Below are 18,827 nucleotides of genomic sequence, written 5' to 3'. Positions count from 1 at the left end.
CTTCTCCAATGTTCCACTGCACCTGTGCTTTTGCATAACGATGGCGCGCTTTTCCCACATTGGCAAATACCACTGCTGCACTGCTCCGCTGTTTTATGCACATCTACCCTGTAGAAACTCGTAGAGTTTCATTAAATTCCTTCTAACATCTACCCTCTAGAAACTCGTAGAGTTTCATTAGATTCCTTTTAACATCTGCTCTGTAGAAGCCTTCCATCCGGCTTCATTAAGTCCTTAATTTTATAAACAAATAAAGCCGTACACTTATTCAGTGCACAGCTCTATTTCACATACATTTTATTCACCAATTAATCTTGATAACATCTCGTGATGACGTCTTACTTGTTCTCTTTCATCTGGTAAGAATTCAACACCTCTATCTTGTTGATCTCTTTGCCCTTCATATTCTGAATTTATATATCCATTAAATCCATGTTCTTTTAAATATTTAATAGGAGTTTCATAGTCTATTGCAGCATCTTCATAGCAACCTGGTTTTCCTTCAATTTCAGTCATGTTGTAGAACTTACCATGAATACTTACGATATATGGAATTATATCAATAATATCTTCTGGTTTTGCTGAGGATTCATGAAGACTCATTCTTTCTATTGTAGATAGATCTATTCCATGGTGAGCGTACTTTTTATCTAAAACATCAGACATCTCATCTAAATCATAGCTTTTTCTGTTTTCTAATATAAAGTCAATAACTTCTGGTTTTTTAGCTTGTCTCTTTGCATAATCAATAGCTATTTTAGACGGTGAGTGTTGGAATATCCCAAAGTCAGGTACAAGTCCAAGATGTTTACTTCCTGTACGGTTTGCAAGCTCAATTATTTGATCCGCCATTCTAAAATCTAATGCTGCTGCCATTCCTTTAGTCGGTTGTACTTTTGTTCCTTTTTTAATAGGAAGTGGTGCATGGATTTCTTTTCCTATTCTAATATCATATTTTTCTGCAGTTTCAAGTGCCATTTCTATTACATCTATTGGTACGAGACAAAGTGGTCTTACATTTTTAAATCCAAGTTTTGCTGCTAATTTAATATCATTCTTAAGTCTTTCTGCTGCTTCTCTGTGAGTCATAATATGATCTCTAAATTGATGAACATCAAGATAAATATCCATAGTTGTTGCCTTCATATTATATCTTGCCATTTCATTATTCCAGTCAAATATAAATTGTTCAGATGGGAATGGATAGTTTTTGATAATAGCTTCATCTATAATTTCAATACCATCTGTTTTTAGATTATCATGAACCTCTCTGATCATATCTTTCCAGTTCATTTGTTTGAAGAATTGAGTTTGTTGGTAGCTATATAAAGAAACACCTCTTTTAATTGACATACTATTTTCCACCCTCCTGTAACTCTAAATTAAATGAGCAAATATTAGCTGTTTTTCCTGAACCAGCACCTTTACCTGGAGTAGGAGGATTCTTTAACCACTCTTCATCCCATGGCATATATCCATACTGCGCTAATATAGATTGTTGTAATTTAATCACATGTTCACCAGGTGCTAGTCCACCTTCTTTTTGTATATAAACATATCCCTCATCATCGTAATCCCAATGTTCCCAAACATACTTTTTAATTTCTTCAAAATCTCTTGGTTCATTACCATTGATTTCAAATTTTTGTACTTCTTTAGGATATTCTACTCCATCACATTCAACGTAGTATCCATTATGCAGTGATAGGAAACATCCCCTATAATCTGCAATACGAACCCCAAACTTAAAACCTACAGCTTTACCATCTTTATACACATTTTCTAGACTATCTTTTCTAACTAAATAGTTATCAAACATTTACTTTTCTCCTTTCAACTAAATCATAATCCTGTACCCTTAAATAAATTATATCCTTTACATTTATTTAAAACTTTATCTATTATGCGGCTCTTTTGCATAAATAAATGACCAATTTTAAAACAGTTTTTCTATAAACAAAAAAGATATGTCAAAAAAGCAAATTGTTTTTTGACATATCTTTTATTTGTATTTAAAACCTTAAATTTTCTCGATAAGAAATATGTATAGCATTTATTTCATGTGGCAATAAAGCTATATCCACATTCAATGATCCATCTGTTACCTCAAAAGTCTGCTCAGAAATCCTAGGTGTGCATATTCTTTTAAGATATTCAACATCATTTAAGCTCAAGGATGTAGTTAAATTCATATGCTCCCATTCATCTAAGATACTACCATTCTTTCTATTCATAGAATACATTTTTATATTATATCTACCATTTTTAACATTCTCGATTTTGAAATGAACACCTAGCTTATCTTTATCTTCAAAGATATTATATTGGTCCTTTACTGGAATATCATCCTCTGACTTTAGATAATAATAATAATTAAAATGTTTATAATTATGGCATGCTATATAATAACCATTGTGGGAATTAGCAGTAATCATATAATTTTCACCTTTTTGGATAAACTGCATTCCCATACGATTCATAAAATCAAACCCATAAAAAGCAGGTTTCTCTATTCCATCTTTTGATATTAGCCCTGCTCCACCCCATAAAAGATTGTTTGTATCATAAAACTCAGAAAATAAATCACTACCAATCCAATAGCCCATAAGGTCAACTTCTTCAGAACAATCTATAATGTTTTTCATTACATATGCTCCTTTATAACAACTATCATTTGAGTAATTTCTATTAGAGATAGTAGAATTCCATTCTGAAATATGTAACTCTATATTATCCATATTGGCAGTCTTTAGAATTTCTTTCGCTTCTTTAATCTTATTAATTAGATAGTTTTTATCTGCAGAACTTTTTCCATATATCTTGCCCATTTCCTTACCTAATATATAAGGGTACATACTTAGAGATAAAAAATCAGGCTTTATTTCATGTGATGCCCATATATCAATTAATTCAGAGAATTTTTTCTTTCCATAATCAATTGCAAGTCCTGCACCACCCACTTTTGCTGTTGGAACATATTTTTTAATTATCCTACTTAGAGAATTAAATGTTTTAAAATAAAACTCCTCTATATATTCATTATCTATTTTCGCCTGATTATTATTCCACATTTCAAAATACCAAGTTTCAACCTCTTCAATTCCGTATCTCTCAACTTGATGTGAAATAAAGTACTCTACCATTATTTCGCATTCTTCTAAATTACTAAACAATGAACTCATCTCTTCTTCTACAACTGGTTTCCCAATACTTCTATGAATAATTCTAGGCTTTTGTGATAACTCAATATATGGCTTAATTTCATTCTTAACTAAAAAATCTAAAACACGGTCTACATTATCAAAATTATAAATTCCTTTTTGAGATCTTAATCCTACATACATATCGCTATGAAATATTCCCCAAAATCTAACGTACTGAAATCTTAATTTCTTCTTTAATTGTAGTACATGCTCCTGCATTGCTGATTTAAGTAAATCACTCGCTGACCCTATATTAATCATTTTATTCCAATTCTTCTTATATACTCTCCGCCTCTCACTATCTGCTTTTATGAATAAAGCATTTCTTCTTTCATTTTCTTGTATCTCTGGTACATTTTCTAGATAATCTGAAAGTCTATTCATTAACTTATTTGAATCATATGCTAAACTAGTTTGCCCTCTTTTTTCTAACTCTTCTTTAATATTTTTCTGATATGTGGAAGGAGATACGCCATATGTCTCCTTAAATATTTTATTAAAAATAGCACTATTAGCAAAACCATTATCAAAAGCGACTTTTGTAATCGATTTATTTCCATGTAATAAATCTTCTACTGAATGATGTAATCTTATGGTATTTACATATTCCATAAAAGTTATTCCAAAGTTCTTTTTTATGTATCTAGACAAATAAGCATTTGATAAAAATAGTTTGTTTGCCAAATCATTTAAGCTGATTCCAGTATTATAATTAGAGTTAACGTAATTTGTTATCTCATTAATCCTTATATCTTCTTTATCAGTATCCTTGAAACGATCATCTAAATAATCAATTAAATAGTAATTGATTAGACAATCAATCATTCCATAATACAAGCTTAATTGGTAATAATCAGCTTTACCTTTGGTAATCAAATAGTGATTTAAAATCTTCTTAATGTATGAGCGTAGCATATCATAAGAATCTCCTTCATCAATAATAGAATTACACCAAAATAAAACTAAATCTCTCTCTAAATAGTTACTTAATTCTTGAAACTCAATCATAAAAGCTCCAATTAGAGCATCTTTAGAAGCCTTATAGCTATGTTTCTTATTGGGATTAACTACTATAACATCATCTTTATTCATTTGAAAGACTTCTTCCTGAATCCTAACTTCTAAGTTTCCATCTAAAATATAAATCAATTCTATATCTTGATGGAAGTGTCTATCTTCATTTAAGCTGTCCAACAAATTGAATTCAAGAATTTTTCCTTTTCTTAAAATAACATCTTTCACTAGCAACTCTCCTAAAAATTCTTATTATATTTACTATAAATAATTATTAAACATTATAATTATAATATCATATTTTTATGAGAATATATAAGATTTAATAGCTGATACTAAGAACTTTAAGCTCCTAATATCAGCTATTTTTATAGTTATTATATACCTTTACCTGATGCCTAGCCACTGTAATACTACCATCCTCTATTAAGGTGGTAGATAACAGTGGCACGACCCTAGATAAGTTCAACTAAAATTCAGATGGTGATAAAACCCCACCTGAATTAAGTTTCACTTTAAGAAAGTTCAAAAGCTCCTGTATAAAGCTGATAATATCTTCCCTTTTGGTTAATTAAGTCATCATGACTTCCTCTTTCAATTATCTTTCCTTGGTCTAAAACCATAATAACATCTGAATTCTTAACTGTAGAAAGTCTGTGTGCAATTACAAATACAGTTCTGCCTCTCATAAGTTTATCCATTCCTTCTTGTACGATTTTCTCTGTTCTTGTATCTATACTTGAAGTTGCTTCATCTAGTATTAATACTGGTGGATCAGCTATAGCAGCTCTTGCTATTGTTAATAGTTGCCTCTGTCCTTGAGATAGACTTCCTCCATCACCAGTAATAAAGGTATCATAACCTTGTGGTAAATGTCTTATGAAAGTATCTGCATTTGCAAGTTTCGCTGCTGCTATTACTTCATCATTTGTAGCATCTAATTTACCATATCTAATATTATCCGCAATAGTTCCCGTAAATAAATGAGGATCTTGAAGTACCATACCAAGGGATCTTCTTAAGTCATCCTTTTTTATCTTGTTGATGTTTATATGATCGTATCTTATTTTTCCATCCTGAATATCATAGAATCTATTAATCAAATTGGTTATAGTAGTTTTACCAGCGCCTGTAGCTCCAACAAAGGCTATTTTTTGACCAGGTTTTGCATAAAGATTTATATTTTTTAATATTAATTTTTCAGATGTATACCCAAAATCAACGTCATCAAATACTACTTCTCCTAAAAGCTTAGTATAGGTAACTGATCCATCTTCATGAGGATGTTTCCATGCCCATATACCAGTTCGCTTATTAGTTTCAGTTAATGTTCCTTTCTCATCTTCATTAACATTAACCAGGGTTACATACCCCTCATCTTCTTCATGTTTTTCATCTATAAAGTCAAATATACGTTCAGCTCCTGCTAAAGCCATAACTACAAAGTTAAACTGTTGTGACATCTGTCCTGTTGTTTGGCTAAATGCTCTTGTTAGTTGAAGAAAAGCTGCTAGTCCTCCAATAGTAAATCCAGCAAAAGAGTTTATTGCTAAAGTTGCTCCTAAGATAGCCATTACAACATAAGTTATATACCCTATATTACCTATTATAGGCATTAGTATATTTGCAAACTTATTTGCATTATTAGCACTATCACGTAAAGCATCATTTATTTTGTCAAAGTTAGCCTTCGCTTCTTGCTCATAACCAAATACCTTTACTACCTTTTGCCCTTCCATCATTTCTTCTATATAACCATTTACTTTACCTAAATCTTTTTGTTGAAATCCAAAGTACTTTCTACTTTTACCACCAATAAACTTAGTGACATATGACATAGTAGCTATAGCTATTATCTGAACAATCGTAAGCGGGATACTTAAAAATATCATAGAAAAAAATATGCTTACAGCTGTTATTATAGCTGCTAGAAGCTGTGGAATCCCTTGACTTATCATCTGCCTTAAAGTATCTGTATCATTAGTATATAAACTCATTAAATCTCCATGAGAGTTTCTGTCAAAAAAACTTATAGGTAGCTTTTCCATATGTGAAAACATATCATCTCTTATTCTCTTTAAAGATCCTTGAGAAATTACAATCATTATACGGTTGTATATATAAGTACACAAAACTCCTACATAATAAATAACAGCCATAGTTAATACTACTTTAAGTAGTGGTGCAAAATCTATATTTGATTTATTCATAAGAGGGGCTATATAATCATCAATTAAGCTTCTAAGGAACATTGTACCTATAACATTAGCTATAGAACTTATTATTATAGCTATAGTAACAATGAAAAAAAGAAACTTATATTCTTTAACTACATAGTTTATTAATCTTTTTAATGTTTTTAAAGAGCTTACATTACCTTTAAAATTCTTGTCTTTATTCATCTTTATCAGCTCCTTTAACTTGTGATTCATAAACCTCTTTGTATATATTATTACTTTCTAATAATTCTTCATGAGTTCCAAATCCATCTATAAGCCCATCATTTAATACTATAATCTTGTCAGCATCTTGAACTGAAGAAATACGTTGTGCAATAATGATCTTTGTTGTATTAGGTATTGTTTCTATAAAGGCTTTTCTTATAAGAGCATCTGTTTTAGTATCAACTGCACTAGTTGAATCATCTAAAATTAATATTTTAGGTTTTTTAAGTAATGCTCTTGCTATACAAAGTCTCTGTCTTTGCCCACCAGATACATTAGTTCCACCCTGCTCTATGAAAGTATCATATTTATCTGTAAAACTTTCTATAAACTCAGATGCTTGAGCCTGTTTACATGCCTCTATTATTTCTTCATCTGTTGCGTTTTTATTTCCCCATCTTAAGTTTTCCTTTATGGTTCCTGAAAACAGTACATTTTTTTGAAGCACCATGGATACTTCGTTTCTAAGTGTTTCTATATCATATTTTCTAACATCAACTCCACCAACTTCTACTGAACCATCTGTAACATCATATAGTCTTGGTATAAGTTGAACTAAGCTAGATTTAGAACTTCCTGTTCCACCTATAATTCCTATTGTTTCTCCTGAATTTATCTTTAAACTTATATTGTCTAGTACTAAGTTATTTTTATTAGTTTTATAATAAAAACTAGCATTTTTAAATTCTATAGATCCATCTTTAACTTCATATATTGGATTCTCTCCATTAGTTAAATCACTTTTTTCATCTAAAACTTCTACAATTCTTTCAGCAGATGGCCTAGCTATAATAACCATAACAAATACAAAGGACATCATCATAAGGCTCATCATTATATTTGCAGTATAAGTAAATAAACTCATTAATTCACCTGTTGTCATAGTGTTTGAAACTATCATTTTAGCTCCAAGCCATGATAGAAGTAATATACAAGTATAAACGGTAAACTGCATAATAGGTCCATTAAGTATAACCAGTTTTTCTGCTCTCATAAAGTAATCATAAAGAGTTTTTGATTCTTTATAGAACTTATCTATTTCATGATCCTCTCTTACATATGCTTTAACAGCACGAATACCTGTTAGATTTTCTTGAACACTAGCATTTAAATCATCATATCTTTTAAATACTTTTACAAAGTTTGGATGTGCTTTCATAATGATAGCATACAATACTATAGATAGAAAAATTATTGCTCCTAAAAATATAAGCGCTAGTTTCCAATTAATATAAAAACACATGAGCATAGCAGAGATTAACATAAGAGGTGCTCTTGAAAACATTCTTATTATCATTTGAAATGCATTTTGAACATTTGTAACATCGGTAGTCAATCTAGTTACAAGTCCTGCTGTTGAGTACTTATCTATATTTGAGAAAGAAAAGTCCTGTATATTATAAAACATTCCTTTTCTTAAGTTTCTTGCAAACCCAGATGACGCACTTGCTCCAGTTTTACCAGCTATAATTCCAAATGTAAGTGATAAAAATGATGCTACAAGCATGCCAATCCCTACCATTGTTACATACTTCACGTCACCTTTCCCTACCCCATTGTCGATTATCCATGCCATAAGGAATGGAATTATAACCTCCATCGCCACTTCTAATCCTATATATATTGGAGTCATAATTGTATCTTTTTTAAACTCTCCAATATAACTTGCTATTTTTTTTACCATAACCTGCCTCCTCATCTTTGTTAGACTTCTAACTAATCACTTAAAAAAAATTGCCTAATCAGCAATTTTTTTAATTAATCTATCTATTAATTCAGTTAGTATTTCTAATTCTTCATTACTCAATTCATCTTTTAATGATTTTTCAAATTCAAGTATATAACTATAAACCTTGTCTTGAATTTCAGTTCCTTTATCTGTAAGGATTATTTTCTTAAGCCTTGCGTCCTCACATACACTTACTCTTTCTATATACCCATTCTTCTCCATAAGTTGAAGAACACTAGTTACAGAAGAGCGTCTAGTATCCAATTCTTCTTCTATGTCTTTTTGGAATACTGATCTTATCTTTGTTTCATGATTCAAAAATCCAAGTATTCTTCCTTGAACTCCAGTCAAACCATATTTAGATGCTTCTTTAGATATTTTTCTGTGAATTCCATGTGATAAGATATTAATCTTTTTCGCTATGTAGATTTCTTTATCCACTACTTTACCTCTAATTGTTAGACTTCTAACTAATTATAAAATTCTTAAACTAATTTGTCAATTAATTTTCTAATTTTGAAAATTAGTATAGTTTAATAACAAAGAGAATAGTGTGAAACTAAACACTATTCTATAATTAAAGATAATTTTCTCAAGCTTGGACTAATAAGCTTCACAAAAAGATCTAACATAGGTCCAAAAATCAACATTGCTATTATAGTACCTTCTCTTACCGTCATAGAATTTTTGAAGATAAATGTAATAATTAAAGATATTATAATTGCTATTATATCTACACCTTGTCTTATCGAACCAAAGTTTTTATTAATCTTTTTTGCTAAAACCATACAACATGATTCTAGTGGAAAACTAATAAGATTAATTGCAGTAATCATAGCTATACCTAAAGCACACATTACTACAGATAAAATAAACAAACTTATACTTATAAAATAATTATCAATCATAATTTCTGATAAAACTTTGTATATCATAAAATTAACAACAGTTCCTAATAATATTGAAACACCTATCTGAGCCAAGTGATTAAATCTAAATCCATCTTTTAAAAGAAAAATTTGTACTAAAACACAACTAATATTAAGAATCATAGAAAAAGTTCCTACTTTTACGCCTAATACCATTGATATACTTTGGCTTAATGCATCCCATGCACCTACCCCTATTGCTATTTTTATCCCTAAGCTTGCCCCTATGGCCGTTATAATCATAGCCATAGCCACCATAATAATCCTATTAATTTTTTTATTCATCTAATACTACTCTCCTTAGTAAATCTAATTCATACACTAAAAATATACCACAACCTTAACTCCATAAATTATCTATTTCTGAAAATTAAATATATTTCCTTAAATAACAATAAAGACTTTAGATAAAGTCTTTATTGTTATTTTTATTAATTTATAATCTTAAGCTTGAGCTTCTTGTTCACTCTTAACATTCATAGCATCTACTTTCTTGAAGAATGGGAAGTATATTATTACTGATATAGCTATACATACTACTTGAAGTAAGGCCATTCTCCATCCACCCATTATTAATCCTCCGATTACTGGTGGTGTAGTCCAAGGAACAGTTACACCTGTAAATAGTGGAACTAATCCTACTCTCATAGCAAAATATGCTACTACTGCTGAAACTGTTGGTGCTAATACGAATGGTAAGAACATTAATGGGTTCATAACCATTGGGAAACCAAATATTATTGGTTCATTTATGTTGAATATTCCAGGCCCTATAGATAATCCACCTAATGCTTTGTTTTGGTCAGATTTAGAGAACCATACCATTAGTATTGCAAGACCTATTGTTAATCCTGATCCTCCAACTGTTACAAAGCTAGCCATGAATTGGTCTGTAACTATATGTCCACCATTTTCTAATGTAAGTTTTTTACCTGCATCTAAAATTGCTTGGTTTTCAAGTCTGTTTGCAATTTGCATTCCTTGCATAACACCGTTAACTATATTATTTCCATGAACACCAAACCACCAGAAGAATGGTACTAGTGCAGTTGTTATAATTAATCCTACTAAAGAATCTGTAAATCCTTGTAATGGTGTTTGTAATACTTTAAATATAAAGTCTATCATTGTTGTGTTTAATGCATATTTGAAGAACATAAATATAAACATTGTTCCTGTTATTATAACAAGTCCAGGTATAAGTGCTGAGAATTGGTTTGATACCCCTTGTGGTACTCCAGCTGGCATCTTTATAGTAATTTTTTTAGTTAAGAACCAAGAATAAATTGCTCCTACTATTAATCCTATGATTATTGAAGCTACCATACCTTGTCCACCAAGCCATGTTCTTGGTATAACTCCTGATACAACTTCTCCTGTTGTAGATGTTGTATATTGATTTAAAGTTATTAAAAATACTGCAAATGCTATAATTCCTGCTCCTAAAGGTTCATGACCTTCGTTTTTAGCATACATGTAAGCTATACCGATTACAGCTACTACAGCCATAATTGACATTGTTGAGTTATAAACTTGGAATAATGGTTCTGTCCATCCTGCTCCAAATATTCCTGCCATCCAATCATTAAATGGTTGATATGGAATTTGAGCAAGTAATAAAAATATTGACCCAATTAATGACATTGGTAATGTGTAAATAATTCCGTCTTTTAATGCTACTATTCCTTTAAGTTCAACAAACTTCATTACTATGTTTATCAACTTTTCACTACGTGTTTCTGACATAAAATAAGTCCTCCTAGTTTTTATTTATGTATTTTCTGCTATAAACATTAGTACTATCTATAGCAGAACTTAATACCTTATTGATTATTTTCCTAACATCTTTAAAGCGAAATCTAAAACTTTGTCACCTTTCATCATTCCATAATCAACTGAGTTGATTACATCTACTGGAACTCCTTTTGCAGAACAAAGCTTTTTAGCTGCTGGTAATTTATATCTAACTTGTGGTCCAAGTAAAGCTACATCTATTCCTTCTTCTAATTTCTTACCCATAGTTGATTCTGGGAAAGCTTCTATATCAGCTTCTACTCCCTTAGCTTTAGCTGCCTCTTGCATTTTTGCTACTAATACACTTGTTGACATTCCTGCTGCACAAAATAATCTGATCTTTATCATCTTTTTTTCCTCCTTAAATATCTATACTTAACTATTTAACTAGTTTATTAACTATTTTTCTTAGTTCCATAATTTGTTCTATAAGATTCTTTTCTGTTATTGTTGTCATTAAATGATCTTGTGCATGTACGAACAGTACTGACACTTCTGTTTTTTCTCCTGCTGCTTCTTTTTGTAATAAATCTGTTTGAGAATTGTGTGCTACTTCTAGTGCTTCGTTTGCTTTTTCTATTAATTGATCTGCCTCTTCATAGTTTCCTTCATTTACTGCGTTTAGAGCTTCATAGGAATATCCCTTAGCATCTCCTGAGTTTATTATTATATTCATTATTACCTGTTCTAACTCACTCATTTTATTACCTCCGTATTTTTAAATCCTTTTGTTTTTATACTCTTTATATTAGCAAGACTCGTGCCAAAACACTAAAACCACCTATAATTAACGTTTTCAAACATAAATATTATTTAGTGTTTGATTATTTAACATCATTTTAATTAGTGTTCAACTTTTTCCAAGTAGTGTTTGACTATTTAAGCAGTGATTTTTAAGTGTTTATATTTATTGTACTTGTGTTTAATTTTTCTTTTTTATATTAATCAAAATAAAAAAATGACTGGGGGCATTTCTTATGCATCCAGCCATTTCCTTTATAAATCATTTTTATACTTTTGCTCTTTTTTTCACTAATACAAAACCTAATGCAATAAGTATTATAGAAATTCCAAGTAAAGAATTCATTCCTACCATTGATCCTGTTTGAGGCAATGTTAAACCAGTCTTAGAATCATTAGTAGCTTCCCCTATTACATATTTTGAGAAATGAGGAGTCTTAAAAGTTACATTATTTCCATCTAATGATGTTTTTAAACTTTCAAAACTTTTAGTTTCTTCATTATAATAGAATACTGTTATCTTATCTTTATTAAATTTACTTAATTCCTCATCAGTAAGAGTTATTGTAATCTCTGCTTCACCATTATTAAATTTATGAATAAGAGTTTTATTATCTCCATTTACTACATATAGATTGAAATTATAAACTTTTTTATTTCCTTTTAAGTTTTTGACAATATCACTATTTTCTTCAATATTAAGTTCAAAAACTAATTTTGAACCTTCAACCAATAAGCTATCATCAATAGCTGAGAAAGGAAGTTTTATTGTAGTATTTCCTGCTACTATTTCAAAAGATCCTTTTCCATCTTTAACTGATTGTACATCTTCAATTTCAACTTTAGCTCCTTTAGTTAAATCAACATCTTTTACTACTATCTTATTAACACCATCTTTATTAACTATTGGGTTATTGGATTTATTATCATCAACTGCTTTTGTTTGCTCAAAAAGCCAATCAATCATACCTTGATCATTATTAAATACTGGTACCCATGACCAATGTTTTAAGGCCCCGTAGAATTTGTGTGTATCCATATATTCATTACTATATATAGTTTCTTTAGCTTTTGTACTACCTAATTCTATTAAAGCTTTATATGCATATTTACTTGTTCTACTATCACAAATTGGATCTCCATCTGCATGTACTATCCATATTGGAATATCTTTTATTGCTTTTAATTTTTCTTTAAAGTCTGCTACAGCAGTAGCTTCCTCAGCTTTGTAATCTCCTATTGTATCTTTTGCTGCTATTGATATAGCACCTGCAAAAAGATCTGGATATTGCATCATAAATCTAAATACTCCGCCTCCACCACTTGAGGCACCTACTACATAAACGCGATTTTTATCTACTTTTCCTTCTGAGATTAATTTCTGTATTAATTCATTATAAGCAGTAAAATAATCTTGCATTTGTTTTAATTCTGTAGGATTATTGTAAATTGCCCATCCATAATTTTTAGGGAATTGTACACTAAGTACTGATGTTTCTTTTCCAGACTCAGTCCAAGTTGTAGCTCCTCTATTTTCAGTTAAGTGTTTTAATCCATCTGTCCCTACTTCTCCACCACCATGTAACCATACAACTAGTGGCTCTGGTTTACTTGACTTTGTAGATTTAAGTTTGTATGTTAAATTTTGTCCATTACTTCCTACAAAAGTACCAGATACAAATTCATCTACAGTTTTAATATTAACCTTTGAAACATTGCTTTGGTTAAAAGATAACTCTGGATATTTGCTGCATATAATTGAAAATGGTGATATAACTCCACCTGGATATTTAAATCCTTTAAATCTTAATTTAACTGTATTTCCTTCTATGCTTAATTTAATTTCGTCATCAGCATAGTTATTTTGCACAAGATTTCCTTTAGAATCTAGTGGATATCCATCATAATTCCCTTTTATATCAAAATCTGATGCTTTTAGTCCTGAAAGCTTTGATGCATCGTTTACTGTTATATCAAAGCCTTGAACCATAGTACCTGCATCACCTATATAAGTATCAGCAACTATATCTTTTACCTGAACAACTTGCTTAGATTGAGAATATAGCCAACTAATCATATCTTTATTATTAAGAGTAGGAACCCAAGACCAATGAAGAAGTCCTCCATATAGTCTCAATGAATTCATATATTCTGTTGAATATATAGTCATTTTAGCATTATCATTTCCAAGCTCTTTTAATTTGTTATATATATTTTTACTTATGGTGCTTGAATTAGTTGTATCTTCTTCTGCATGGAACAACCATATTGGTAATTTTGATATCTTACTAAGTTCAGATAAATCTTTAACTGTTCCTCTACTTGCTATTGCAACTGAAGCTGTAAATAGGTTAGGTTTATCTAATAAAAATCTTAAAGTTAATCCTCCACCCATAGATGCTCCAGTTAAGTATATTCTATTAGCATCTACTTTTCCTTCAGCTATGAGCTTATTTATAAGTTCTTCATAAGCATCAAAAAAGTCTCTCATATCTTTTAATTCTGCATCTGTTAGTTCTACAGAATATTTATATGGGTATTGTGCCGCTATAACATTTGTTGTATATCCTGATTCTGCAAATGCTACAGCACCTCTATTGGCTGTAACTGGTTTAACGTTATCTGTTCCAACTTCTCCAGCTCCATGCATCCATATTACTAATGGCTCAGGTTTTCCTGTGTTTGCTGAATATAATCTATATGGTATCTTCACACCATTAGTTCCTACGTAAGTCAAATTCTCAAATTTATCAACTGTTTGAGTTTTTATTTCATTAACATTGCTTGATGTAAAATTAAGCTCTGGATACTTATCACATGTTACACTAAATACCCCTGTCATACTTGAATCATATTTAAAATCTTTTACATCCATCTTTATGGTATTACCTTCAATACTCAAAGAAATACCATCATCTTCATAATTTTCTTTAACAAGCTCACCTTTAGAATTTAAAGGATATCCATCATAATTATTTATTATTTCAAAATCCTCAGCTTTAATTCCTTGAATCTTAGCTACGTCATCAATAACTATTTCAAAATTATCAACAACCTGCCCTACATCTCCCACGTAGGTATTAGCTGTAATACGCTTTATACTAACACTATCTACAGTTTCAGCATTAACTCTTAAACTGGGCACCGCAAAATTTACTACTGTTCCTGTCAGTGTAAGTGCAGTTAAAAAACTTTTCAAACCTTTTTTCATTACTTTTTACACCCCTTATATATTTATATAGCAAAGGCTCAACATAGATAATGTTGAGCCTTCACTAAATTGACTATTCTAAGCTTCTGCTTCTTGCTCACTCTTAAGATTCATAGAATCTACCTTTTTAAAGAATGGGAAATAAACGACAACTGAAATTCCTATACAAATTATTTGCATTAAGGCTGTTCTCCATCCACCAAGGATAAATCCTGATATTATAGGTGGTGTAGTCCAAGGAACAGTTACACCAGTGAATAATGGAACCAAGCCTACTCTCATTGCAAAATAAGCAACTATAGCTGATATTGTTGGTGCTGCTACAAATGGCACAAACATTAATGGATTCATAACCATTGGGAATCCAAATAGTATTGGTTCATTTATATTAAATACACCAGGTCCTACAGAAAGTTTACCTAAAGCTTTATTTTGCTCAGATTTTGCTATAGTAAGCATTAATATTACTAAACCTATTGTTAACCCTGATCCAGTTACAGTAACAAAACTTGCATTAAATTGATCTGTTACTATATGTCCTCCGTTAGCTAAAGTTAATTCTTTACCTGCATCTATAATTGCTTGATTATCTAATCTATTAGCAGCAGTAAGTCCACTCATTACTCCATTAACTATAGTAGCACCATGAACACCAAACCACCAGAAGAAAGGTACAAGTGCAGTTGTAATTATTAAACCTACTAATGAATCTGTAAATCCTTGTAGTGGAGTTTGTAATACTTTGAATATAAAATCTATTAAAGTAGTATTAAGCGCATATCTAAAGAACATGTATACAAACATTGTTGCTGTTATTATTACAAGTCCAGGTATAAGTGCTGAGAATTGATTTGATACACCCTGTGGAACTCCAGCAGGCATCTTAATAGTTATTTTCTTAGTTAGGAACCATGAGTAAACGAATCCAACTAAAAGTCCTATAATTATGGCTGTAACCATACCTTGTCCACCAAGCCAAGTTCTAGGTATAACACCTGATACAACTTCTCCTGACTTAGATGCTGTATATTGATTTAAAGTTATTAAAAATACTGCAAAAGCTATGATTCCTGATCCTAATGGTTCATGACCTTCATTTTTAGCATACATATATGCTATACCGATTACTGCTATTATAGCCATAATCTGCATTGTAGAGTTATAAACTTGGAACAATGGTTCAGTCCACCCTGCTCCAAAGATTCCAGCCATCCAATCATTAAATGGCTTATATGGGATTTGTGCTAATAATAAAAATACTGATCCTATTAGTGACATAGGTAGAGTGTATATTATTCCATCTTTTAGTGCAACTATTGCTTTAAGTTCAACAAACTTCATTACGATACTTATAAGTTTTTCTCCACGTGTTTCTGACATAATATAATTCCTCCTTATAATTTATACCTTTTATTAGAGCAATATCTATGCCAAAACACTATTTTTACGTATTCATAACGTTTTCAACAAGTGTTTCTAATAGTGTTTAAGTATTTTTTTATTGTGTTTGACTTTTGATATCGTTTTAATAGCATTTTAATTTTGTGTTTATATTTTTTCATTAGTGTTTGAAGTTAATATATTAAAGACAAACTCAACAGTCAGTTTAATTAAAATAAAAATGTCTAGTTAATTTTCTAATTGAAAAATAACTAGACATTTTCCAACTATATTCCTTTATTAATAATCATCAACATCGAATTCTCTATCTTTAAAATAGTACTTTCTATCTTCTTCGGTTACTTCCCTTATAACCCTACATGGATTACCAACTGCAATAGCATTGTCTGGAATATCTTTTGTTACAACACTTCCAGCACCTATAACCACATTATTTCCTATTTTTATGCCTGGATTTATTATAACATTTCCGCCTATCCACACATTATCGCCTATTATTACTTCAATTCCATATTCATATCCAGAATTTCTTGATTCAGGATGAACAGGATGTCCTGCAGTATATATGGATACATTAGGTGCAAACATAACGTTTTCTCCAATTATAACTTTCCCTACATCTAATATAGTACAGTTATAATTTACAAAAAAGTTATTACCAACTTCAATATTTTTTCCATAATCACAATGAAATGGAGGTTCCACTACAATGTTTTTCCCAGACTTTCCAAGTATATCTTTAATTAATGCATCTAATTCCTCTTTTTTATCTGGAGACATAGTGTTATATTTATGTATCTTTAACTTATTCTCCATCCGCTCTTCACTAAGACCATCTAACCAGGCCTTATATGGTAGTCCTGCAAGCATTCTTTCTTTTTGATTCATAGTAATACCTCTCTTTTACCTTTTATAATCTATTTAAATAATGAAATTATACTAATATTATACTCAATTGTTTACATATAAAAAAGAGTTTAGCAAATTAACTCTACTAAACTCTCATATTACAAAAGTACTTGATTATTCTTTCTCTGAAACCACAGTAAATCTTTCATTTATGTGTTTTCCATTCTCAATTTCATCTACTAATGCCACTGCTAAATCAGGATAACTAAGGTAACTCTCTCCTTTAGAATTAACTATAACATTATCTTTTCCTTCTATATATTTACCTGTTCTTTTTCCTTGAGGATCAAAAAAAGCTGCTGGACTTAAGTGAGTCCATTTTATTCCTTCTGATTTTTCCATCTCTATTAAGCTAGCTCCCATAGCTCTAGCTGTTGGAAGATATGCTTCTATAAAATCTGGAGTATCATACAATCTCACCTTTTTATCTTCATCTACAAATAAGCTTCCGGCACCACTTACTACGATTAGTCTTGTATGAGGCACTTCTTTTAAAAGATTTGTAAGAAATCTTCCTGCATCTACATAAAGATTTTCTTTTCCGGCTGGTGCACTAATAGCATTTACTAGAACATCTAGTCCATTAATATCCTCAGCCTTTAAATCTAAAAGATCTTTTTCTATTATTTTTACAGTTTTATCTGCTATTTTTGAAGCATCCTTAACTATTGCAGTCACTTCAATACCTCTATCTAGGGCTTCCTTTAATATAAGACTCCCAGCCTTTCCATATGCCCCTATAATTCCTATTTTCATTTATAATTCCTCCTAATTTTCTAAATTTCACATACTCCGTCTATACTACAAACTCCATAGCCTTTACTTGCTCCATCCTTTGCATATTCATCATTAATTGCTTTCTCAAAGGTTTCTTTATCTGTATATCCTTCAATTCTTTTGTTTCCTATAATAAATGTTGGAACTACCTTAACATTTGCATCCTCATAAGCATGTCTTAATGCTTCTCTTTGAACATCTTTATATTTTCTTGTTTCTAATGCTTCTTCGAAAGCTTCTCCATTTAATCCTACTTCCACTGCAAGTTTAACTAAAACATCTATTTCTCCAATATTTTGTTCTTCTTTAAAGAAAGCTTCATAAATCCTATCATTATATTCTTTCCCTTTTCCCTGCTCCTTAGCAAAATGAAAACCTTCAAAGGCTAAATTAGTATAGGGATTTGGAGATACCCTAGGTAACTTCATATCACTTCCTATGGATTTAGTAAATCTATCCCACATTTGCATTTTCTCTGGCTCATTTATAGGATCTAGTTTAGGTACAGGTTCTGGTCTTAACTCAAAAGGCATCCACTCAACCTCAACATCTTTTCCTTCTATAGCTTCTTCAAAAATACCTTTTGTTAAAACGCAAAATGGACAAATATAATCTGAATATACTCTAATTTTTAATGACACAATTAATCATCTCCTAAAACATTTTAAGTTTACT

Annotated in this window: 15 protein-coding genes; all 15 read right to left on the bottom strand. The window is 30.5% G+C overall.

Annotation, left to right across the window (positions count from 1 at the left end):
* Positions 1 to 297: 297 nt before the first annotated feature.
* The 15 genes from P8F83_RS22995 to P8F83_RS22925 all read right to left on the bottom strand — a co-directional run bounded on the left by P8F83_RS22995 (position 298) and on the right by P8F83_RS22925 (position 18,793).
* A complete protein-coding gene (locus P8F83_RS22995; RefSeq protein WP_326512849.1) occupies positions 298 to 1,353 on the bottom strand; it encodes a hypothetical protein in 1,056 nt (351 codons plus the stop codon).
* A 1-nt stretch (position 1,354) separates the two neighbouring features.
* Positions 1,355 to 1,819, bottom strand: coding sequence for a C-glycoside deglycosidase beta subunit domain-containing protein (locus P8F83_RS22990; protein ID WP_326512848.1), 465 nt, complete (start codon positions 1,817 to 1,819; stop codon positions 1,355 to 1,357).
* A 193-nt stretch (positions 1,820 to 2,012) separates the two neighbouring features.
* A complete protein-coding gene (locus P8F83_RS22985) occupies positions 2,013 to 4,445 on the bottom strand; it encodes a GH39 family glycosyl hydrolase (protein WP_326512847.1) in 2,433 nt (810 codons plus the stop codon).
* Between the two features lie 287 nt (positions 4,446 to 4,732).
* On the bottom strand, positions 4,733 to 6,619 hold the full coding sequence (locus P8F83_RS22980) for an ABC transporter ATP-binding protein (protein ID WP_326512846.1): 1,887 nt from the start codon (positions 6,617 to 6,619) through the stop codon (positions 4,733 to 4,735).
* Complete coding sequence (locus P8F83_RS22975; RefSeq protein WP_326512845.1) at positions 6,612 to 8,345, bottom strand: ABC transporter ATP-binding protein; 1,734 nt, start codon at positions 8,343 to 8,345, stop codon at positions 6,612 to 6,614. Before P8F83_RS22975 ends, P8F83_RS22980 begins: the two co-directional genes overlap by 8 nt.
* Before the next feature lie 54 nt (positions 8,346 to 8,399).
* Positions 8,400 to 8,831, bottom strand: a complete 432-nt coding sequence (locus P8F83_RS22970) for a MarR family winged helix-turn-helix transcriptional regulator (protein ID WP_315108797.1) — start codon at positions 8,829 to 8,831, stop codon at positions 8,400 to 8,402.
* 125 nt (positions 8,832 to 8,956) lie between these two features.
* Complete coding sequence (locus P8F83_RS22965) at positions 8,957 to 9,604, bottom strand: YczE/YyaS/YitT family protein (protein WP_326512844.1); 648 nt, start codon at positions 9,602 to 9,604, stop codon at positions 8,957 to 8,959.
* A 159-nt stretch (positions 9,605 to 9,763) separates the two neighbouring features.
* Entirely contained in the window at positions 9,764 to 11,065 is a 1,302-nt protein-coding gene (locus tag P8F83_RS22960) for a PTS sugar transporter subunit IIC (protein WP_326512843.1), read from the bottom strand.
* An 84-nt stretch (positions 11,066 to 11,149) separates the two neighbouring features.
* Positions 11,150 to 11,461: a PTS sugar transporter subunit IIB gene (locus P8F83_RS22955; RefSeq protein ID WP_326512098.1), complete on the bottom strand. Its 312-nt coding sequence runs from the start codon at positions 11,459 to 11,461 to the stop codon at positions 11,150 to 11,152.
* Between the two features lie 31 nt (positions 11,462 to 11,492).
* Positions 11,493 to 11,813 carry a PTS sugar transporter subunit IIA gene (locus P8F83_RS22950; RefSeq protein ID WP_021804147.1) on the bottom strand — a complete coding sequence of 107 codons (321 nt, stop codon included), beginning with the start codon at positions 11,811 to 11,813 and terminating at the stop codon, positions 11,493 to 11,495.
* A 309-nt stretch (positions 11,814 to 12,122) separates the two neighbouring features.
* Positions 12,123 to 15,065 carry a carboxylesterase family protein gene (locus P8F83_RS22945; RefSeq protein WP_326512842.1) on the bottom strand — a complete coding sequence of 981 codons (2,943 nt, stop codon included), beginning with the start codon at positions 15,063 to 15,065 and terminating at the stop codon, positions 12,123 to 12,125.
* 78 nt (positions 15,066 to 15,143) lie between these two features.
* Complete coding sequence (locus P8F83_RS22940) at positions 15,144 to 16,445, bottom strand: PTS sugar transporter subunit IIC (protein WP_326512841.1); 1,302 nt, start codon at positions 16,443 to 16,445, stop codon at positions 15,144 to 15,146.
* Positions 16,446 to 16,745: 300 nt separating this feature from the next.
* Positions 16,746 to 17,354, bottom strand: coding sequence for a sugar O-acetyltransferase (locus P8F83_RS22935; protein WP_326512840.1), 609 nt, complete (start codon positions 17,352 to 17,354; stop codon positions 16,746 to 16,748).
* A gap of 135 nt (positions 17,355 to 17,489) precedes the next feature.
* Positions 17,490 to 18,131 carry an NAD(P)-dependent oxidoreductase gene (locus tag P8F83_RS22930; protein ID WP_326512839.1) on the bottom strand — a complete coding sequence of 214 codons (642 nt, stop codon included), beginning with the start codon at positions 18,129 to 18,131 and terminating at the stop codon, positions 17,490 to 17,492.
* A gap of 20 nt (positions 18,132 to 18,151) precedes the next feature.
* Entirely contained in the window at positions 18,152 to 18,793 is a 642-nt protein-coding gene (locus tag P8F83_RS22925) for a DsbA family oxidoreductase (RefSeq protein WP_326512838.1), read from the bottom strand.
* Positions 18,794 to 18,827: the final 34 nt, after the last annotated feature.

It is taken from the genome of Clostridium intestinale (assembly GCF_035905475.1).
GTDB lineage: Bacteria > Bacillota > Clostridia > Clostridiales > Clostridiaceae > Clostridium_T > Clostridium_T intestinale.
The sequence above is the reverse complement of the archived record's forward strand: the minus strand, read 5'-3'. Positions and strand labels throughout refer to the sequence as shown.